At 33.8% G+C, this 20125-nt stretch carries 17 protein-coding genes and 6 pseudogenes; 6 read left to right on the top strand and 17 right to left on the bottom strand.

Going from position 1 to position 20125, the window contains the following annotated elements; genetic code table 11:
* Positions 1-66 precede the first annotated feature (66 nt).
* From ACXKY9_RS12420 to ACXKY9_RS12410, 3 genes are read left to right on the top strand one after another with little or no spacing between them, the layout of a single operon-like run.
* Positions 67-711 (top strand): hydrolase, encoded by a 645-nt coding sequence (locus ACXKY9_RS12420; RefSeq protein ID WP_000039941.1) that lies wholly within the window; start codon positions 67-69, stop codon positions 709-711.
* Complete coding sequence (locus ACXKY9_RS12415) at positions 708-1301, top strand: antibiotic biosynthesis monooxygenase (protein WP_000806851.1); 594 nt, start codon at positions 708-710, stop codon at positions 1299-1301. Before ACXKY9_RS12420 ends, ACXKY9_RS12415 begins: the two co-directional genes overlap by 4 nt.
* A 13-nt stretch (positions 1302-1314) precedes the next feature.
* Positions 1315-3150, top strand: a complete 1836-nt coding sequence (locus tag ACXKY9_RS12410) for an amidohydrolase (RefSeq protein WP_001052852.1) — start codon at positions 1315-1317, stop codon at positions 3148-3150.
* Positions 3151-3467: 317 nt separating this feature from the next.
* Here ACXKY9_RS12410 and ACXKY9_RS12405 read toward each other — a convergent pair whose 3' ends face one another.
* The 3 genes and pseudogenes from ACXKY9_RS12405 to ACXKY9_RS12395 form a co-directional block, all read right to left on the bottom strand.
* The gene (locus ACXKY9_RS12405; RefSeq protein ID WP_000423200.1) at positions 3468-4346 is read right to left on the bottom strand and encodes a LysR family transcriptional regulator; all 879 of its coding nucleotides are present in this window, start codon (positions 4344-4346) and stop codon (positions 3468-3470) included.
* A 225-nt stretch (positions 4347-4571) separates the two neighbouring features.
* Positions 4572-5003: pseudogene (locus tag ACXKY9_RS12400) on the bottom strand (MarR family winged helix-turn-helix transcriptional regulator).
* Positions 5004-5404: 401 nt separating this feature from the next.
* Positions 5405-5533: pseudogene (locus ACXKY9_RS12395) on the bottom strand (MFS transporter); the annotation flags it as partial.
* Here ACXKY9_RS12395 and ACXKY9_RS12390 point away from each other — a divergent pair.
* A pseudogene (locus ACXKY9_RS12390) lies at positions 5524-5765 on the top strand (TetR-like C-terminal domain-containing protein); the annotation flags it as partial. The pseudogenes ACXKY9_RS12395 and ACXKY9_RS12390 overlap by 10 nt on opposite strands.
* A 413-nt stretch (positions 5766-6178) precedes the next feature.
* Here the strand turns inward: ACXKY9_RS12390 and colA are convergent.
* The 9 genes and pseudogenes from colA to ACXKY9_RS12345 all read right to left on the bottom strand — a co-directional run bounded on the left by colA (position 6179) and on the right by ACXKY9_RS12345 (position 16209).
* Positions 6179-9061, bottom strand: coding sequence for a collagenase ColA (gene colA / locus ACXKY9_RS12385; RefSeq protein ID WP_001038982.1), 2883 nt, complete (start codon positions 9059-9061; stop codon positions 6179-6181).
* A 159-nt stretch (positions 9062-9220) separates the two neighbouring features.
* A pseudogene (locus tag ACXKY9_RS12380) lies at positions 9221-9367 on the bottom strand (IS4 family transposase); the annotation flags it as partial.
* 110 nt (positions 9368-9477) lie between these two features.
* Entirely contained in the window at positions 9478-10278 is an 801-nt protein-coding gene (locus tag ACXKY9_RS12375; protein ID WP_000483298.1) for a hypothetical protein, read from the bottom strand.
* A gap of 120 nt (positions 10279-10398) precedes the next feature.
* Positions 10399-11778, bottom strand: coding sequence for an alpha/beta hydrolase family protein (locus ACXKY9_RS12370; RefSeq protein WP_000345275.1), 1380 nt, complete (start codon positions 11776-11778; stop codon positions 10399-10401).
* Between the two features lie 405 nt (positions 11779-12183).
* Positions 12184-12744 carry a TetR/AcrR family transcriptional regulator gene (locus ACXKY9_RS12365; protein ID WP_000974054.1) on the bottom strand — a complete coding sequence of 187 codons (561 nt, stop codon included), beginning with the start codon at positions 12742-12744 and terminating at the stop codon, positions 12184-12186.
* Between the two features lie 285 nt (positions 12745-13029).
* On the bottom strand, positions 13030-13980 hold the full coding sequence (locus ACXKY9_RS12360; protein ID WP_000388913.1) for a magnesium transporter CorA family protein: 951 nt from the start codon (positions 13978-13980) through the stop codon (positions 13030-13032).
* 294 nt (positions 13981-14274) lie between these two features.
* A complete protein-coding gene (locus ACXKY9_RS12355) occupies positions 14275-15300 on the bottom strand; it encodes a ParM/StbA family protein (RefSeq protein ID WP_000839455.1) in 1026 nt (341 codons plus the stop codon).
* A gap of 35 nt (positions 15301-15335) precedes the next feature.
* Positions 15336-15737, bottom strand: a complete 402-nt coding sequence (locus ACXKY9_RS12350; RefSeq protein WP_000683226.1) for a hypothetical protein — start codon at positions 15735-15737, stop codon at positions 15336-15338.
* 85 nt (positions 15738-15822) lie between these two features.
* Positions 15823-16209: a YflT domain-containing protein gene (locus tag ACXKY9_RS12345; RefSeq protein ID WP_000549440.1), complete on the bottom strand. Its 387-nt coding sequence runs from the start codon at positions 16207-16209 to the stop codon at positions 15823-15825.
* Positions 16210-16328: 119 nt separating this feature from the next.
* Between ACXKY9_RS12345 and ACXKY9_RS12340 the strand changes: the two are divergent.
* Positions 16329-16483: pseudogene (locus tag ACXKY9_RS12340) on the top strand (acyl dehydratase).
* Positions 16484-16595: 112 nt separating this feature from the next.
* Here ACXKY9_RS12340 and ACXKY9_RS12335 read toward each other — a convergent pair.
* From ACXKY9_RS12335 to ACXKY9_RS12325, 3 genes and pseudogenes are all read right to left on the bottom strand, one after another.
* Positions 16596-16895 (bottom strand): annotated as a pseudogene (locus ACXKY9_RS12335) (alpha/beta hydrolase); the annotation flags it as partial.
* A gap of 113 nt (positions 16896-17008) precedes the next feature.
* Complete coding sequence (locus ACXKY9_RS12330) at positions 17009-17320, bottom strand: hypothetical protein (protein WP_001088228.1); 312 nt, start codon at positions 17318-17320, stop codon at positions 17009-17011.
* Positions 17321-17720: 400 nt separating this feature from the next.
* Positions 17721-17816, bottom strand: a complete 96-nt coding sequence (locus ACXKY9_RS12325; protein ID WP_023901393.1) for a hypothetical protein — start codon at positions 17814-17816, stop codon at positions 17721-17723.
* A 586-nt stretch (positions 17817-18402) separates the two neighbouring features.
* Here ACXKY9_RS12325 and ACXKY9_RS12320 point away from each other — a divergent pair.
* The gene (locus tag ACXKY9_RS12320; RefSeq protein ID WP_000714895.1) at positions 18403-18768 is read left to right on the top strand and encodes a YxeA family protein; all 366 of its coding nucleotides are present in this window, start codon (positions 18403-18405) and stop codon (positions 18766-18768) included.
* A gap of 87 nt (positions 18769-18855) precedes the next feature.
* Here ACXKY9_RS12320 and ACXKY9_RS12315 read toward each other — a convergent pair whose 3' ends face one another.
* Both ACXKY9_RS12315 and ACXKY9_RS12310 read right to left on the bottom strand, forming a co-directional pair.
* Entirely contained in the window at positions 18856-19566 is a 711-nt protein-coding gene (locus tag ACXKY9_RS12315; protein WP_000758827.1) for an alpha/beta hydrolase, read from the bottom strand.
* Between the two features lie 103 nt (positions 19567-19669).
* A complete protein-coding gene (locus ACXKY9_RS12310; protein ID WP_000749742.1) occupies positions 19670-20125 on the bottom strand; it encodes a TspO/MBR family protein in 456 nt (151 codons plus the stop codon).

Raw genomic sequence — 20125 nt, 5'->3', positions numbered from 1 at the left:
AGCAGTGTTTTAATTGACAGAAAATATATTATTTTCGATAAACAATTAAAAAAGGAGCGTTTTATTATGAGTAAGTTAGAATTGTTAAATCCGGAGAACAGTGCATTAATTTTGATTGATTTTCAACCCCAAATGACTTTTGGAGTTGCAAGTATTGATAGACAAACATTGATTAATAACGTTATGTTGCTTGCTAAATCAGCAAAAACTTTTAACGTACCTACTATTCTTACTACAGTTGAGACACGCAGCTTTTCTGGTTATTTTTGGCCACAAATTCTTGACATATTCCCAAACCATGAAATTATAGAACGCAGTTCAATGAACTCTTGGGAAGATCCAAAATTTGTTGAAGCAGTTAAAGCAACAGGTAGAAAGAAATTAATATTTGCAGCACTTTGGACTGAAGTTTGCCTTGCATTCCCTGTGCTTGAAGCAATGAAAGCTGGCTATGAAGTGTATGCAGTTGATGATGCTTCAGGTGGTACTAGTCTGACAGCACATAACGCTGCTATGCGTCGTGTAGAACAAGCTGGTGCAATTCCAGTGACAGCAATTCAAGTTTTACTTGAATACCAACGTGACTGGGCACACAAAGACACTTATGATGCTGTAATGGAAATTGTAAAGGAGCACACTGGCGCTTATGGTCAAGGAGTAGAATACGCATATACTATGGTGCACGGCGCGCTTCCAAGCAGGAAAATATGAAACAAGAAGGAGTAGCTGTCGAAGAGACTTATACAGGGAACACGATGGATGCTGCTGATCCAGTAACAACGATTGTTACATGGGAAATTCAACAAGGTAAAGAAAAACAGTTTGAAACATGGAGACATGAAATCGAAGCTGCCGCTACTAAATTCCCAGGGCATTTAGGTGTAAATCTAATAGTCCCAAATAACGAATCGAGAGAGTATACTGTTATTTTTCGCTTTGATACGTATGAGCATCTACGTGCTTGGCAAGAATCAGACATTCGCCGGGATTTGTTAAAAACGGCAGAACAATTTCAAGTTACTAATCCGAGTTACAAAACTGAAAGTAGTTTGGCTTATTGGTTTGTTACTCCGAAAACGCCAGTTCCACCGCCAAAATGGAAAATGTCTATCGTTACCCTTTTGGGTGTATGGCCTCTTAGCATGTTAGTTCCTAAAGTGATAGGACCTATTATAAAACATATGAATCCTATTATGTCGGCCTTTTTTGTTTCAGTATGTATAGTGTCCTTGCTATCATGGGTAGTCATGCCGATTTTCGGTAAATTATTTCATCCATGGTTACAAAATAATAGAAAGTAGACGAGGTGTGAACATGAATTTACCGGATATGATCTTATATAACGGAAAAATTACTACCCTTGACCCTTCTCAGCCTGAGGTATCTGCTATCGCCATAACTGATGGTTTAGTCACTGCAGTAGGTGGAGATGAGCTTCTTAATAGTGCCACGGAAAAAACAAAAAAAATAGACCTTAAAAGAAAGAGAGCTATTCCAGGCCTGAATGACTCTCATATACACGTTATTCGTGGTGGTCTGCATTATAATATGGAATTACGTTGGGAAGGCGTGCCATCACTTTTTATTGCTCTAGAAATGCTCAAAGAACAGGCAAGGCGTACACCTGCTCCTCAGTGGGTAAGGGTAGTTGGAGGTTGGTCTGAATTTCAATTTAAAGAGAGACGGTTGCCAACTTTGGAAGAAATTAATGCCGTTTCTGAAGACACTCCTGTCTTTGTGCTACATCTTTACGATAGAGCACTTGTAAATCGTGCTGGGCTGCATGCACTGGGATATACAAAAGATACACCAGACCCTCCAGGCTGCTTAATTGAGCGGGACAAACGAGGTAATCCAACGGGCCTTTTAATTGCGAATCCTAACGCTTCTATTCTTTATTCAAGTTTGGGTAAAGCACCAGCACTTAATTTTGACGACCAGATTAATTCAACTCGCCATTTTATGCGCGAATTAAATAGATTAGGTATTACAAGTGCTATTGACGCAGGTGGTGGATTCCAAAATTATCCTGATGATTACAAAGTTGTTGAACATTTAGCCGAGAAGGAACAATTAACTTTGCGTATTGCTTATAATCTATTTACGCAAAATCCAAATCATGAATATGAAGACTTTGCTTCATGGGCAAAAATTGTTTCTCCAGGTCAAGGAACTGATAAGTATAAAATGAATGGTGCCGGAGAGATGTTAGTATTCTCAGCAGCCGATTTTGAAAAATTTCAAATGCCACGGCCTGAACTAGCTACGATGATGGAAGCTGACTTAAAGAAAGTAATTTCTCTATTGGTGGAAAACCGTTGGCCCTTCCGTTTACATGCAACTTATGATGAGTCAATCACACGTTTCTTAAATGTATTCGAGGAAGTTAACAGTGAAATTCCTTTTAATGGTCTACGATGGTGGTTTGATCATGCAGAAACAATCTCAGATCGTAGCATGGAACGTGTTAAGGCTTTAAATGGAGGTATTGCCATCCAAGACCGCATGGCTTTTCAAGGTGAATACTTTGTTGATTTATACGGAAAGGAAGCTGCAAAGCGTACTCCTCCGATTTATCGTATGTTAGACCTTGGTATACCTGTTGGCGCCGGTAGTGATGCAACTAGAGTTTCCAGCTATAACCCTTGGGTCGCTCTTTATTGGATGGTTGCCGGAAAAACCATTGGTGGACTTTCGATATACGATGAAAAAAATAAACTGGATAGAAAAGTAGCCCTGGAATTATATTCAAAAGGAAGTGCGTGGTTCTCTGGTGATGAAGGTAAAAAAGGAACCCTTGCAGTAGGTCAGTTTGCTGATCTTGCTGTATTGTCTGCTGACTACTTTACTGTGCCAGAAGAAGAAATCAAGAACCTTGAATCATTACTCACAATTATGGGCGGACAGGTTGTGTATGGAAATGATGAATTTAAAAATTTATCACCTGAATTGCCGCCAGCATCACCTGACTGGTCACCGACGGGCGTTTATGGTTATGGCGGTGCTAACCTAGCCAACACTATACTTTCTCACGATGCCCATGATAACAAGTTACATAGTTGCAGTAACCCTCTCCATCAACACACTCATACCGTAATAGGAAAAGATGGAACTAAATGGGGTATTGGTTGTACTTGCTTTGCTTTCTAAATCAAAACCACCGGTATAATGCCGGTGGTTTTCTTTATGCAATAAGGATATGTAAAAAGAAATAGCAGTATCTCCCTAATGGAATCTATTACTATGTGATAAAACCGAAGAGTTAATTAATTAACTTGACTTATTTTTAACAGCCTTCTCCCCTTGCAAAGTCTGCCCTTTTTTCCTTAAGTAAAAGTCAATGATATTCCCATTTGAATCGATCACACCACACATATAAAGTCAATGCCCTTTGACTGTAATTTAGCTCTTACCCCAAGGATTATGTATCATTTTTAATTCTCACACTATAATCATTATTATTTCTATTATACTAATACTTTTTCAGGATCATGTAACTTCTGCATAAAGATACGTGCTGCAAAACTTAAAAATTTATCATCAAAGTGAATAAGATTAATATCTTGCCTTGGTGTTGGATCAATAATACGAACTATGCTCAAAGTATCATTATTAACAAAGTCAACTAGTGAAAGAGGTATTATAGCAACCCCATGTCCATTGCATACAAGGCTCAATAGAGAAATGGAAGATTTTGTTTCTATATTTACTTCAGATAAAGATAGCCCTAAACTCTCACAATATATTTTAATAGTTTCACGACAACTACATGAAACCATTATTCTACTGAGCCCTACTAATTCTCTAAAAGAAACAAATGATGTTTCATTCAAAGGATGGTTTTTGGGAATGACAAGGACAAGCTCTTCGCTATACAAAAGGGTACTTGTTAATGTGTCTGGAATTTGAGCACTACGCGTGATGCCTATATCAATATTTTTATCAACGATTTGATTTACAGCAACTTCGGATTCTATAATTTTTACAACGATGTTGGGATAATGTTGTTGAAACTTCATAATATAAGGTGTTAAATAAGTGAGATCCTCTAATAAACCTCCTATAGTAATTACACCTCTTTTTACACCCTTTAATTCAAAAATTTCATTATAAACGTCATCAAATTGTTGCATGATAAATTTTCCTTTATCAAATAGCAGCTTACCCGCTTCTGTCATTTTGATACCTCTTCCAACTCGATGAAACAAAGGTGTATCAAGTTCACCTTCTAACACACGGATTTGTTGACTTAAAGTCGGCTGTGAAATACCTAGAACTTCCGCAGCTTTAGTAAAACTATTATTATTACAAACTTGAATAAAGTACTCTAAATGACGTAATTCCATTCTTGATACCCACTCCCACTCTCCGCTTTATGAAAGATTTATAATGAAAAGGACAATATGTATACGTTATGCATAACAACTATCTTTCCTACTATATCAATTGCAATTACATAATTTCTTTATTTTGTACTACAATACATTTACTACTATTTATTAATTTTCCCTCCTATTTATTTAATTTATATTTAATTAGGATATTACTAAACAGAAATAACATCTAAAAACTTACACTTTCTGTGCGTAATATCCTAACTTTTTCAACTGTTTACTTATCATTTTTTCTCAATATAGTCCAAACTACCAAATATTTGCCGAATCCCCTCTTTATGCTGAGGAAAAATTAGTGTCACCAATTCAATACTTTCTGAAATAATTGATGCATACGTGACACGGCGGTCTTTAGGACATGGTTTCACCTCTTCTTTTCCAACCTATCCACTACATACGTGATACAAAAACTTGCAAGTAATATTTTGTCCCCAATTTTTTTATAGGCTGATCAGCTTTACTGTATAGTAGCTCAAGCACTGCAAATTCAGTTGCATTAAGTCCATAAATTTTTAGATCCTTTTCAATACGTTTAGTGATTGGCTGTAATTCCCTTGATAATATAACAATTAACTTTAAAGATAAGCTCTCATCGTTAATCACGCTCACAATTACCAATCCTTTACAAATTACCTTGAATTCGAGATTTATTATATTATCGTCAAAATATTATGTCAATCATTCATTTTAGCTTTATCAAGCCACTTATAATTTATTTCTCAACATAAGACATATGGAATCGTTAGAAAATAACTGTTAATATATAGATATCTCAATTACGTTATTTTTTAGAGGGCTTGTTGTCTAGCGCAAGCTCTCTTTTTTCATAGTCTAAATGGAATTCGGACACATTTTATATGGTGAGTTTTGCCCTCTTTTAGCGATAGAGACAAAAAATCTGGTTGTGATGTAAAAACTTCAAAATAACCGCAAATAATCTATAAAACTCAGACATATCAATGAATACGCATTCAAGCGATTCCGATCCACAATGCTACACTCCATCCACCTCAAGCGTATGCCCATCCTCCGACAAAGGGTCCAACAGCACCACCCAAAAAGAAAATAGACATGAATAATCCATTTAAGCGACTACGCACTTCTGGTTGCAAAGAGAAAATCAAACGTTGACTTAAAACTGGCGGAAGAATATCGTACTCGATGTTTCCGCCCCGTCGACTGCAAGCAAAGCAACTTCTAGAGAGGGGAATTCAAAGAGGAGAATTGAAAGAAAACCTTGATATTGAATTATCCATCGATCTCATTTACGGACCAATTTTTTATCGGTTGCTAGTAACCGGTGATAAGTTGGATGATTCCTATGTACATCACTTGGTAACAAGCGCATTCGATGGAATACGATTAACATGAATAACATTCGAAAAAAGAATTAAATGCGCCTTCCTCATATACGAATAAAATTTCGCTTAACTTAATAAATAAAATATCTAATTATTTAAGCAGATGTATATGAATCGGTCCCCCACATACATCTGCTTAAGAGTTGAGAATTACCCTAAATGAATGAACATGCAAAAAAATTTATTCTGAGGATTTTACGATATTTTATTTAATCGAAATGTGACATAACTCCTAATATTAGTTTTATTAAGACGCAAGCTCCCTCTCTTCTATTTTTTAATTGAATATTTTAGGTTTATAATGATTTATTTTTAGAGATAATTACCTAATTTATTAACTTATTTTAGAGTAAAAATTAGGAGAAGCCTATCGTGACAGACTCCTCCTAAAAAACAACCGTTATATACATATGGAAAATAAATTTATTTTATTAATAATGAATATTCACCAGTGTTATCATCAAATTTATACACATTCAAATAATATTTCCCTGGTTTCGCTACGAATTTTCCCTTTATAGCATTTCCTTCATCTTCACCACAAACTACGTAATTTTGCATGTCTGATTCATGATAAAGTACCCATGTCATCCCAATGTTTTGTTCATTTACCACAGAAATATCTACTTCTTTTGGAACTGTAACATCAAACGTATAAACATCTGTTTGATCAGGAGCAATCAGATTTCCTTTTACAAGCTTATTAAATGGGAGTACCTTTTCCTCTTCAAGGGATTCACCTGTTTGCGGATCTTGTTTTACAGTAACTTTTGTTTGTTCTTTACTTTCTTTTCCTCTACTATCTTTCACAGTTAGTTCCACAGTATATGTTCCTTTTTCCCCATATACATGGGTAGGGTTGGCTTCAGTACTTGTTGTACCATCTCCAAAGTTCCATAGATAAGAAATAATTTTTCCATTTTCACTTTCTGTACCATCACTATGGAATTGAATTCCTTCATTTACTATCCCGCTATATGGTCCATTCATATTTACTATAGTCGTTGTTTTTTCTTTTTCCTCTGTTGCAACACCATGGAAAACAATATCATATTCAAATTGATTGGCTGCATTCACACGATAGTTAACAAAATAGGCTGTAACTGTTTTATAGCCGCTCCATCCTGTTTGAGACAACTGCTCCAAGGTTTGATTGACTTGTTTACTCATTGTTTTCCAGTCTTCAGACTCACCTTTTGATGTACTACCTATGTACTTGCCTTCTACAGTAAATGTGTTAAAAAATTGAGACTCATGTTTTGTGATTTTTGCATCTTTTATATTAGTTACATCGACAATTTCTTTCTTCACTTCAGCTAACGGCTTAGGTGCATGTTGTATTAAGTAATCATTTGTTACTTGTGGTACATTGTATTTATCTTGATTATCAATCAACTGCTGCATATACGTTTGATATTCTGTATTCAGCTGTGCATCTTTACTTAATGCTTCACGATACGCGTCATAATTTTTCACATCGTTTGCACGGATTAAATCCTGAATCTTATCAAAGGTTTCAAAGTGGTGATTATATAGATAAGACTGTAGTGCAAAGGAATAATTATAAAAATCCCATGATCCATATTTTGCGAACAAAGTTTGCTTTGCAGTATAACGGCTTGCCGGATCAGATGATAAGCCACTTATAATACTTTTACGTGGAACAACATTATTTGTACGTGTAGATCCTGCAAAGAATTCTGCATTCCCTTCTTGGAACCAAGTTAAGCGTTCATTTTGATATAGTTCTCCACTCCCAAATAAACCAGGAACCTCGTATCTTCCTTGTAAATAATGAGTGAATTCGTGACGGAATAACTCTTCTAGACTATAAATACTCTGTTTTGGTGTACGCTCATATGTAAAGAAAGTACCCTTCTCTTCAATATAAATACCGCCGTTGTTCGTTTCATATCCATATAATTGTCTATTTAATTGATAATCATCTGGATTATTATAAATTACAATTGTCAGCACATCATCTGCGTTACCTGGTTCTAGTGCTTTATCATTTCCAATTACACGGTGATATTGTGCCTTTACTTCTTTGGCTGCCCAATATAACCTTTTAATTTTCTCTTCTGTTACTTTATCGCCTGTCTTAAAAACAATAGATCCATCATCAAATGTATATGTTTTAGGTAAGTATTGTAACTTCCCTTCTTCACGTATTTTCTGTAAATCTACTGTATTTCCATCATAATCTTTTCCACCGTAGTTTGTTTTGATTTGCTCTACCGCTATAAAATAAGGTCCACTTAGGCGAGGATACATATTCATCGCTTGTGTAATAACTTCCAATCCTTTGTTTGGATTGCTATGAAATTTCCCTAAACGTCCTGCATAATAAATCCCATTATTAATTAGCCAACTATTCTCAGTTGTTAAATTCCGTATGAGAGCAATTCTACTAATCTCATTTATAAAATTATCAATTTTTCCATACCACATTGTTGCATTAGGTTTTTTATTCGTTTCCTGCAAATAAGACTGTAGATCATAATCAATACCTTTTACAATTTCATATACAGCTTGTTCTTTCGTATAATTTTTAGCATACATAGAAAGGTTATCATTAAACTGTTTTAAAATATTTGCTGCATACTGTACTGTTTCAGCATCACTAGAAGCATTACTAATTAACTTTCCATACGCAACTACTACTCTATCTTGCTCAGCTGTACCTAATGTAAAGTTTGGATTTTTTGCAATTGCTTTTAATGATGGTAAACATTTGTCATGGAAGCTTCTCTCTTTTAAGTAACCTACTTCATTATTAAAATATCCCACATAAAAAGCAGAACGTAATACTTCAACAAAAGTTTCAATTCCCTTTGAATCCTCTTTCGTAAAAGATGTCCCTCTTTGTCCTAATTCATCAATGATAACGTTCATACGTTCTTTATTTTGATAAAAAGCTTTCGTATCTTGATTGAATTGAAATAAGTCTGTAATTTGATTCCATGAAACTCTTGATAGCGTATCAATGAATTGACTATCAGGCATTTTATTCAATTCTGCCAGAGTATAGCTTTGCTTTAATTGCCTTTCATCATGTTTCATCACCGAAGTAGGTCGTTGTGAAAAATCGCCTACTTTTAAACGCTCTTCAAAAGTTAAAGTTCCATCCGCTTTTGTAGCATGTGCAATTTCATCTTTTAAAGTTTCTGTCCCAATCGGTTTCATCTGTAACGTATTATAGGGTGCTTTTTCTTCTGCGGATACCTGTGTTTGAATACTTCCAAATGATAATGCCATCGTACTAATACCGATCATCATTTGAGTAAATTTTAAATTCTTGTTCATAACATTTCCTCCATTTATATATTCCACCCAAAAATATAACATTTTATTTTAATAAATCATCATAAAATGTATTATTACATATTGTTTAATATGTATTTCTGTATAAATTAATATTAAATAAAGCATTATTGAATCTCTTTCTTTTTCCATACATACTCATAAATTGAGTAAACTTTTTGTTTGGAATTTACAGGTTCGTTGCACGAAACCAGACTCTCTGGCAAGATTTCTTAAGATGTTCGGGGATAAATAACATTGAATTTCTTGAGCAAATAGTTGTAGTTCATCAGATACAAAAATAGACATAAAAAACGCTATCCTTTCCTATGATTCTAGAGAAAGAATAGCGTTTTTTTACTCGTTCAGTACTTAGTAGGTATAACTTTTTATATTTCAAATGACTTTTCTCTCTAAAATTATTTTTCATACAAATTTTCAGATTCTAAAAAATCTATAAATTTCTTATAATGTGTCACTGTTCTTTCTAAAGCAATCATTAAAACAAATATAAAATAAATTGCTTGAATTCCATTCATATAATTAAAGAGTGATTCAAATATATATACAATACTTGCAATCATAGAACAAAACCATAAATAAAATTTCATTTTCAGTTTTTTAATTTTTTGCTTAGTTGTCTTACAAGGCTGGCCATGAACTCTTATAAACAAATAAATTGCTGTATGCAAAATAATAATTGAAAATTGGAAACTTCGATTGTCCTCCGAACTAAATTCAGAGAAACCTATTTCTAATGAATGTAATACTATCCAAATAGAAAACAAAGATAGCACGAAGACATATAAAAAACCAAATAATAATTCAAAAATAAATAACCAAGGTTTATTTAATATTGAGTAAAATGGATTTAGATATTTTATGGTTAATAAAAATTTCTTCACTAAATCAGTAATAATAATTGATGTATTAGTTATATTCATATAGAAAAGTAATGTTATTGGAACCAATAACATTATAGCAATGCCCCAAATGGTAATCTTAATACCGGATAAAAAGAAAACAGCTCCAAAAATTACAACTGAAAAAATAAAAGTTGATATTGGAACAAACATTAAAAATATAAGAGTTCTTATTAAGATTAACTCCCCTAAAAAATCTTTTATTATGAAAACATGTATTTTTTCCTCCTTGTAATTCTTCACAGTTTCAACTATTTCTTTCTCGGATAAAAGAAAATACTTCAATCTATTAAACATAAAAAAACTCCTTTATATTAATTTAAAAAAGATTGCCCTCTGTATGCTACAGAGGGCAATCTTTCTTGATGATTAAAATATATACCCAACTGTTAGCAAATATATTAAAAGACATTGTCATCAATTCACTTTAAATTTCACTTCTGGGTATTTGGAGTCCAATTTTTCAAGCGCAGAGCTATCGTCTACCTGTTTCACATATCGATCAAAAAAAGCGAGACTGAATTCGTTTATAATACGGTGAACGTATCTTGGATCTTCATCTAAGCTTCGTAACAAAGGAGAGAACAAATGAAAATCAGTGAAACTCGTATGATTGGTATGGGGAATAACCATTGACATGCCACCACCTGCAAGTGCATGGTCACTACGAACTTTTCCCTCTAAAAAATCTTCCGTGGAATCATCACTAGTCTCTGCATTCATAATCAAAAACGGTTTTCCAACTCTAGATTTCGGAACATTTTCCCCATATAATGTACCATCCATATTGATGGCTGCTTTGACACGGGAGTCTTCCACTAACACTTGCGCAGCTGTAGCTCCACCATAAGAATGTCCAAACATTCCAATTCGGGATGTATCCATTCTTCCTGTAAAGCGATTATCTTTATCGCTTTGGTTAAGCTTCTCTATTTGATTAAGTACAAAAACAACATCTTCCTTCCATAATTTGATATGGCAATCTCGTTCGGCAAAATCAGTTAAATTGATCGACTGTACAAAAGCGGTTCTGCCATCTGGAAAGACGGTAGCTGCAGCATCATAGGTATGATCAATTCCTACGACGATGTAACCTTGGCTGGCCAACTCCTCCACCTCAAACGTGTTTTGATTGCGAAAACCGCTTAAACCATGGGAAAAGAGTAGGACCGGATAACGTTCCTCTGAATCTGACAATTGAGCTTCCATGAATGCATTCGACTTCATCAAGCCTAGATGATGAAACGCGAATGCTGGAATAGACAATGATTTTTCCAACCCCTTGGCAATCTCATCCGAGTTATGGATATAAGGTGCGCGATTCATCTCTCCTTTTTCTTTTGCAGGATACCAAACCTGAACCATCAGCTCGCGCCGGCCGTTCAAATCTTTCATATAAGGTTCTTCTCGATTATAATCAATCCAATGATAAAGTGTAGTACCAACCTTGAAGGGACCGCTCGTTTTTTCAAATAAAACTACCGGCATGAGGGAAGGAAGCATGACCGCAATAGTCAAATAAATGACCAGTAGCGATGTCTTGACTGTGAATGCCCCACAACTTTTAACGTTCTTTTTTGATTCAGCAAATAGATAGCAGCTTGTTAAAATAAATGGGGACAAATAAGCAGGAATCATCTGCCAGCGATACCCTTCTACGATAAGCTGCACACCAACCACACAAAAGGCAACTGTTAGAATGAAGACAGACCATTGTTTTATTTTCTCACTAAAAAACAATATACAGCCTAGAATACTAAAATTCACAATGATTATAACAGTCTCAAAAAAATCCATTTACATTCCTCCTATACCCGTATTTTATCTTCAAGGACATCCCAGCCAAATTGAAAAAACAATTTAAAATTACAAACTTTTCGTTTCCATCTCTGATTACCTTAATTCGTACCTTCAGTACCGAAAAATTATTTTTGGTACTCATTTTATATTATACCGAAATCTTCCAGACTGTAAAGTATAATTACCCTTAAGTAAAATCGACATAAAGTGAAACTTTAATCAGCCCTCACCAATCGGACTTTTATGGGCAGTTGATCTCCCACCTAAATTCTTTGCTTTCACTGAATTTTGAGGTAGGAATCTTACTGCCCATTAAAGCGGGATAAAAATAAAAAATGAGCGAGGCTACGTTAACCTGTATGGTTATTGTGACCCTACTCATTTTTTATGTAGAAGTACTATTTAATCCTTACTTGTGATTCCATGCAATATGATATCGGCCATCATTGCAAGTGACTCTTGTAGAGTAATTTGGTTAGAGGCTATACTCCCCTGTTCAAAAATTGATTTCATTAACGTTTTGAGTGTTTGGATTAGCACTGGAATGTCCATTGAACGTAAAACACCGCTATTGATGCCCTCTTCAACTAGCCCAGTAATTACCTCCCATTCTTCATTTATGCCTTGTTCTATTTTTGCCCACTGCTCTGGATGGTAACGTCGCAGTTCAATCAGTAAACGTACGAAGCTGTGCTGAAAATCCTTAGGCACAATTAAAAGAATCCCTTTTAATTTTTCCGGTATGGTCAAATTCGAATTATCGATAATTTCCCGAAAACGTATTTGGGCTTCTTCATTTATTTGCTCAACTACATAACCAATAAGCTCGTCCTTAGATGGAAAATGCTCGTAAAGCGTACTTTTGCTTACACCTAGATCACGAGCTAAATCACTCATTGTGAATTTTATTCCCCTTACATGAAAAAGCGCAATAGCAGTTTTGGCAATCCGATCTTTCATCATTTATTCACCTCATACCAAAATAGTAAAGTTATTATCTCTCCAGTACTATAATAGTACTTCGAGTACAAGAATAGTTTAACTTTTTATTTCTTGAAGGTCAAACGTGATGAAGATGATGACATTTCACCTCATAGCCTTTAAATGAAAATATTATGTTTTTTATGGAAACCAAGTTTATTTTTATCATTGCGGGGACATCAAAACTTTAACTTGATAGGGATATGGCACTACCCCAATTAATAAATATTATTAACTATATGTCTATCATATTTTTTATAAACAGGACTAATTAGATTTAAAAAAAGACTTCTTTTTCTTTACTCGTAATAAATCACCTGTCCATCCTTTGAATCGCATATACATATACATACCCGCTGTTGTGAAAATAATAAATAAGAGAGCGATTAAATAGCTATATTTCCATTCTAGTTCAGGCATGTATTTAAAATTCATACCCCATAATGCTCCTAAGGCTGTCAAAGGCGTACTCACAGCAGTTAATACAGTAAGAGCTTTCATAATTTCATTCCCACGATGAGAAGAAACAACTTCTTGCAAATGAATCATCGTGTCTAATTCTTCTTGGTACTCTTTAACAAGTTGTAATCCACGCTCTAATTTTACGTGTGTTTGTTTATAACAAAGGGTGTTTGTTAGTTTTTCTAACCAAGCTTCCTCCAAGCCTTGTAACACTTCTTGTATTAAGCGAAACACATGTGTGTTCATAAATAATTCATGACGAATATGATAAATCCTTTCTAAAACTGCTATGTTATTATAATGATAAAAATCCCATAACACATTTCTGAAATTGTTTTCAAAATAGTCAACCTTTCGTAAATAGTGAGATATAAATATCGATAAGATGGCACATAGTCCTTCAGCGGAACTATTACAATTTTTTATACCTATAGGGAATTTATGTATTAATTCTTGAAAATCTTCTTCCTCTTTTTCTTGGACCGTTATCAGTATCCCATGAGCTACGAAATAATGAAGAAATTTTTGAATTTTGGCGTCCTTTTTATCTTGATCATATAAAAACGAACCATATACACAAGTTTGACTTGGTGATAACGTATAAACATATAATCCATTTTCACAAGGAGAACTTATTTTCTTTACAAATTGAGGGAAATAAGATGTTACATCACGGGGGATTATAGAAGAAATTTCTTCAAGCTCACTAGTTTTCACATGATACCAACTCCATTTCGTCATTTTTATGCATTCCATATTATTCTTCCTTTCTAAATAGTTTTATGTTTGATCGAATCATATCCGTAATATGAAATTTGTATGTAGGTATCCATATCTTGGAGGAAAAGTTTTTAAATCATCTAAATTACAAAATAAATGCATAGGAGGTCTTATTCTTTAAAAAGGAAGACCCCCTATATATTAGTTATTTTTATTCTCAATTTTAAACATTTCCTCTATACAAGCACTTTTTATCTTTTCTTATTTATATTTGGAAAAGAAGCCACACAATTTGGCACGTCTATTCAACGAACTCCATTTCGGTCGTCATTATAATTTGGATTTATATGCAGATTGATTGGTGATGTCCTCAAATACTTGACTTCCAATAATATAGTATCCATGAAGCGCGGCCTCTTTTGAAGCGTCTACCATACGGAAAGAAACAATTTCACCTTGCATTTTTTCAATTTGTTTTTTGTGGAGATCTACTACTCCTCCTGTCCAAATAATAGTATCATACTGGTCTAACTTAAATTGTTCTTGTAATACACGCATGATGTCTTGGAAATGTGTATCCAACTCTTTTTGAATTAAAATATCCACCTGACTTGTCTCATAATTTTCTTCTTTATCTCCATATCCTTTTTCTAATATTTTTGGCATGTCATTAATATGCAATTGATTACTTTCACCCGCATGATTCTGCAGGATATTCTTAATATTTTTCAAAGGCTTGCTACATCCTAGTTCCGTCTCATAATGATTTAAAATGACATTCTGTTTCATATCTGTCATTTCTAATGTACGAAATCCACCATCAATAATTAAGATGCGATCTTGTTCCTGAATGATTCCCTCTTTTAAGAAATAGGCATGTAAAGCGATCGGTTGCTGAAGAATCAAAGCATTTTCAACCGTAATATTAATAAATTTCCCATCAATTTGTACGGAAGTTTCTTTTTTTAGTGCACGTTGTAATTGCTCATGCTGACTACCAAAACAAGTGACTGGAAGCCCGGTAACAACTAAAGGTAACACGACATTTTCTTTATAATCCTTTGCAATGCAACCAAATATTTGTTGTTTAAACTGTTCGCTTTCATAATAATTTTCTATTTCTTCGTCAAATGGAGGAAGAAATGAAGCGTCAGATTGATGTGCTTCATTTCCCATGTAGTATGCAAAGTCTAAGTCTATAAAACTTACCTTTGTTAAATCTTCACTTTCAGCATGATTAGGTACAGGAGCTAGTGTGGCAGCTTCACTCTTAATCGTCACCTCAGAATCTACATCCTGTCGATATGCCCGCTTAGTAAAACCAATTCCTACATCAATTGCATACAGAGATTTCATACTTTTTTCCTCACTTTCTCTTTTTAGAATTAAATCTAAGCACTCTCTTCTTTCCCTTCTTTCACATATTTCTTTTCATTTTCCGTTTTTTCTCCGTCTAGGTTCTTACTATTTTGTTTTATTTCATTATCCTTTTCATCTTTTTTCTTTTTGTTATTTTCGTTTTCTGTTAAATCTTTAATAGTAGAAATGACAACCGGTGTGGCTGTAAGCAGTTGTGGTAATGTTTGTTTTGCAACATTAGCTGCAGTTACAGAGAATTGTTTACTTGTCTCGGTTACCTTCTCTAATGTTTCCTTTATGTTTCCTTCTTGTAGTTTGTCTTTTACGCTTTTTCCTTTTGTTTGTATAGCTTTCCGATTTTCTTTTTTTAACAGAGATACCATGACTCCGGTCGTAATCCCAATCACAGCATATTTAAATATTGTATGTTTCATTTTTCTCACCCTTCTCTACTTTTATTTTCTTCCATGCTACAACCTAAAATAATTAACTTATCTATTTATCAGATATTGCAATCTATTAGAGAGAATGATAGTTTTGCGGCTGCCTATCACTCGCCGTTAGTGTTTCATCTGTTACTAGAAGTAAAATTCTCCCTTGATCTAGTTTTTCTTCATATAAGTTAGCTTCCTCCTTCGACAACCCCATTTCCTCCATTTGATTTCGGAGCTCGTCCCCTTTTTTGGAGAAAAAGTTGATAATACTTGTGCCCAATCCTTGTTCTTTTACTCCAATCGTATTTGTGTTTGTATCATCCGCAATCTTTTTTGTTATATGTTTTTCATGTGTTAAGACGTAAATGTCATCTTGGTGAATCCCTTGCAATTCTAGCTCTTTTACTTTCATAACTACTTCCTGTTCATTTTGATATTCATAAACCACCGGTTTTCTTTCATTCTTATGCATCGTATTTTTCCTCCCTTAGATTTTTTATTTTCTTATTTAGTTGTTATGTAATATGTAATACACCTATTTTAAAGATGTTAAACCTAAATTTTCAAAAAACTTCACATAATAGGTTATTAATGTTTTTGAATATCAAGGAAATGTCACGAGCACTTTGCTTTGATAACAGTGTTACAAATAACGCTTTATTTGGAAGACAAGCCTATTGTTTTATAGAAAATTTCGATTTAAAAAAGTTACAAAAGGAGTACAAGATATTTTTTTCGTTAATTAAATCAAAGGAAAATAAAAAAACACTCTTTTTAAAAGAGTGCTAAAAAACATATACCCTAATAATGTTTCTAGTTTAATTACAGAAAGAAAGTCTTTATTAAAACATATAGTTGCTAATTTAATTGCGATCTTCCTTGCACCCAAGCAGCAATATCATTTATAACATACTCAAGAATATTAGCAGGACTATAATATTCATCCGGTTTACTTATTTCTCCATCCCCTTCTGTAAAGAAATGATTTAACTTTGGATATAGTCGATAATCAATGTTATCTCGTTCTTTTAATTGTTCTTTCCATAGAGAGATTTCGATTTTCGATTGAACTTGATAGTCTCTTTCACCTTGAATAATAAAAAGCGATGTCTTTTGTTCTTTTGACATTTCTGCTGCTTTAATTTTTCGGATGGAATTCTTACTTCACAGAATTTTTTGCTGTTTTCACTATATACTTACTATACAAATGAAAATATACAACGATACTAAATATACAAACTTTGCATAAAAAATGATTTTATAGCCTCTTTTTAATATCCATGCCCACTTTGCCAGCCACCGTGTCCACCTTGCCAACCACCGTGTCCGCCTTGCCAACCACTGTGTCCGCCTTGCCAACCACCGTGTCCACCTTGCCAACCACTATGTCCGCCTTGCCAACCACCGTGTCCACCCGGCCAACCACCGTGTCCGCCTTGCCAACCACCATGTCCACCTTGCCAACCACCATGTCCACCTTGCCAACCACCGTGTCCGCCTTGCCAACCACCGTGTCCACCCGGCCAACCACCACCGTGCCCGCCTTGCCACCAGCCTACATAGCCTTGTCTCTGTGAGTTCATTCCTTCGCATCCCTTCTTATTAAAAATTCAAATACTGTAACTGGGTATTCTCTAAATATAATTATGTATCCAAAAAATAAATGTATCCGCAAACATCTCGATTATCGGTAAAGTAATTATCTAATGAAAAAACATTTATCATTGCAAATCTAAGCTCTATTGTTTTTTACTTTTTTTTAAAAAAATTCCGCTATTTTATTAGCATACTTTTTAGATTCAAATTCGTCATAGTTACTTAGTATTGCAACAGACAAATCATTACTTGGGATCATTTTTCAACATTACATCAGAATCCATAGCTGGGCTTTAGTTATACAATGAAAAACGATACTTCACTATTGAAATATCGCAAAAAACTATTTATTTACATTATTATGATTATAATCCTATCCGGTATTAGTTAATCACCTATAATTGCAACAGGGCTAAACGATTCATAATGAATCAATTCCTTTGGTACTTCCCATTTATACAAAATTTTAATACTAGCTTCCATAAAAGGAAGAGAACCGCATATATAAACTTGCTTCCTTGGTAGCAATATTTCTCTATTTAAACAAACTGCAAGTAACCACTCATCCTTAGAATGAGTGGTTACTCGGTATTTTTATATAAAGAGCCATAAAAATAATGTCAGCATACGAACCATCTTTGAACCTAATTTGGTTTATTTCCCCATCTTCGGTTTACACCACCGACCGACTCTCTAAAAGAAAAACTACTTTTACTCTTTCCTTTTATCGTTTTCACACAATATACATTTTAATTATCATCACTTTACAATAACTCTGTGTATTTATCAAGGGATGTTTTTTAAAATAAAATATATTCATAATTAATTCACAAAATACATTTTCTAATATATATAAGGAGATCTAATTTCATCTAGAAATGTTGTGTTTTGCATAAAAGCCACGAAGATATAAATAAAAAATAATACGATTTGCACGAAAGAATAACCATACAATGTTATCCCTCCTTTAAACACCTATTTAAGAAAAACTTAAGAAATTCACTTCTAAATTCATAAGAATTTTTTCCTATACTTAAAAATAAGTAATTTAACAAAAGGAGAAACGTTCATGAAGAAATTTGTAATTTTTATACTAGGAATAGGCCTCCCTATATACTTACTACCTTTCATATTACGTGGAGATTTAGACAGATTTAATCCGATTGCTGAAGAAAAAAATGTATATGCCGTTGCGAAAGGATATGGTGTTCCAGATTATCATCATAAAGGAAGAGCTATGTACTCACTAAAAGGTGTTGATGAATTAAGCAATGAAAAAGAATATAAAATTGGAACGAACACGCCTAATGATTTTAGAAGAAAAACTTACTTAAAAATTCATGTAAAAGGAAAGTATGTCTATTCTTACGACGTTATTTCTGAAAAGGACATTCCGGAGAAAATAAGGGGACAATTGGAGATAGCAAATAAATAAAAGAGCCAATTCATACGATTTGGCTCTTTATTCTCTCTCCCATCTACCGTTTGGATAATTCTTTCGGTAGATTTATTAAATTCGTTATCATTGTTCCAATAACCATTGCTCAATTACTTTTACTGTTTCATCTCGTTGTGCTTTTGGCGTAATTAAACTCGCATTATCACCTTTTTGCTCACCATACATACCAAAATGAGCATGATTGCCCCCTTTTATCATGTGCATAGTTGTATTTTTGGACATGAACTTTTTATTGTTTTCTATTTTTTCTACAGTTGCTAAAGCATCTACTTCCCCATAAATTGATAACATCGGAATCGATTTCGTAGAGAAGTCATCTGCAGGATACGAACCTAAGAAAATGATTCCGTCTACCTTGTCTTCATGTTGAAAGGCATACTTAGAAATCATAGCTCCTCCCATTGAATGCCCTGCAACATACCATTTTTGAACTTCCGGATACTTTTCAATTACACTGTCTACCTCATTTATTCCAAGTATCGCTAAATTTAATGGTAACTGAGGCATTACTACAAAGTGCCCATCTTTTGCAAGAGCTTCTCCTAAGTAACTATAAGCCTCAGCTTCTACTTTAGCTCCTTGATAAAAAATAACCCCTACTTTCGCATCTTTCGCTCCAAAAACGATATTATCTTCATCTTTTTTATCATCTACTAACGACAAAGCCTCTTGCGTCGGTTTATAAGTAAACTGAGACCAAGTCAAAAAAGTAATACTTCCTATAATTAAAATAGCTAGTAAAGAGTACAGCGTAATTTTTATCCATTTCTTCACAAAGATGACCTCCATAAGATGTATATATTCCATATTTCGGATTATCATTAACACACATAAAAACTCGAGCATTTTTATTATGCTCAAGTTTTTATTTACGCCTTTAATTTATACTATAAATGGTCCAAGATAAATATGTAGCAAATGCAGTCCATAAAAAATATGGAATTAGCAACCATGTCGATACTTTAGATAAATTGGAAGAAACCGCTATGAGAAGCAACGTAGTAATAGCGACTAGTAAACAATCTATTGTTGCTAAAAACAAATTCTTTTGGCTAAATTGAAAATAGCTGAACGCTTGATTGAATATATAATTTAAAAGGAATAAAAACCAAAATGTTTTTGGCTTAAATCCATAGTTGTTGTAAATAATTGCTACTGATAATGCAATAAGTCCAAATAATACAGCCCATATCATTCCGATTGTCATACCAGGAGGTGTCCAAGACGGCTTTTCTAACGCATCATACCAAGTACGATCAATAGGGAATAAAACACTAGAAACATAAAACAAACCATATGTTAGTAAAAATACTATAATACTAGATTTTTTCAT

Source organism: Bacillus sp. 2175, assembly GCF_057812155.1.
The sequence above is the reverse complement of the archived record's forward strand: the minus strand, read 5'-3'. Positions and strand labels throughout refer to the sequence as shown.